Origin of the sequence: Prevotella sp. SGI.167 (genome assembly GCF_050313615.1) — a bacterium.
GTDB lineage: Bacteria > Bacteroidota > Bacteroidia > Bacteroidales > Bacteroidaceae > Prevotella.
Map to the genome: position 1 here is coordinate 1 of NZ_JBNPLT010000099.1, position 1,165 is coordinate 1,165.

The window sequence follows — 1,165 nt, forward strand, 5'->3', positions numbered from 1 at the left end:
GGCAAGTTCTCAATAGAAGTGCAAAAATCTGAGGGGGTTTCAGGCTTAATAATCTATACCTGAAAACACCGAGGGGTTTGGGGGCGAGTAGCCCCCATGTATTGAGCTATGTCAAGAAATTCAATGAGCAATGCAATAAAATAAAACGGGGAGACCGCTGTCTCCCCAGAAATAATTATATTTGCATTGCTATGTACAAACAAATTATTTCGGAGCAAAGGTACACAATAAATGTGTTACTCCAAAAGAAAATGAGTAAAAAAGATATTGCCAAGGCAATAAATGTAGATTTATCCACCATTTATCGCGAATTAAAGCGAAATAGTGGTAGTCGTAACCATTACAACTGGGAAACAGCAGAAGCCAATGCCCGCCGCAAAAAGCGCAGAACTCCAGGCAATCGTCGCATCTCCCAAGAAGTAAGGGAAGAGGCTTTGCGCCTACTAAAAGAGAAGCAATGGTCCCCAGAACAGATATCTGGCTACCTTGCCAAAGAAGGCAAGCGCATCTCTACGGAGAGTATCTATCGCATCATCAGGAAAGACAAAAAAGAGGGAGGCTCTTTATATAAAAATTGCCGTCACAGATTGAAGCATCGTGCAAGACCTGTAGGTGGCAAACGTATTGTCATACCTAATCGTGTGAGTATCAGTGAAAGACCCAAAGAGGTTGATGGAGTGCGATTTGGTGATTTTGAGATGGATACAATCGTTGGAAAGGGTAATTGTGGAGCAATTGTCACATTGGTTGAAAAGCAAACAAATATGTTGTTTATGAGAAAGTTGAAGCACGGAAAGAATGCTAAGAAATTGGCAGAGACTGTAAAGCAGCTACTTATGCCATTCAAGGGAAAAATAAAGACCATAACAACAGACAATGGGGTGGAATTTGCGGCACATGAGATAATCAGTAAATCTCTTGGTGTACCAGTGTATTTTGCTGATCCGTATTCCTCATGGCAAAAGGGTGCTATTGAGAATGCAAACGGACTCGTTAGGCAGTACATTCCTAAGTCTGCTACGTTTTCAAACTTCAGTCAGCAGAAAATAACAAAGTTTACGGCAAAAATTAATGAGAGACCAAGAAAGAAATTGAATTTCTCAACACCAAAGGAGTGCTTTTACAAAAACATTTCGTAATTTTGCACTTGCTTGTTGAATTCGCG

The 1,165-nt window shown here is 40.6% G+C and carries 1 protein-coding gene; it reads left to right on the plus strand.

All coding sequences use genetic code 11. The annotated features are described in order from the left end of the window. The first annotated feature begins 191 nt into the window (after positions 1-191). Positions 192-1,139: an IS30 family transposase gene (locus ACQRBJ_RS16020; protein ID WP_445304227.1), complete on the plus strand. Its 948-nt coding sequence runs from the start codon at positions 192-194 to the stop codon at positions 1,137-1,139. Positions 1,140-1,165: the final 26 nt, after the last annotated feature.

Excerpts from the sequence above, each read along its gene's own strand:
- ACQRBJ_RS16020 (WP_445304227.1), top strand. The coding sequence starts at position 192 with ATGTACAAACAAATTATTTCGGAGCAAAGGTACACAATAAATGTGTTA.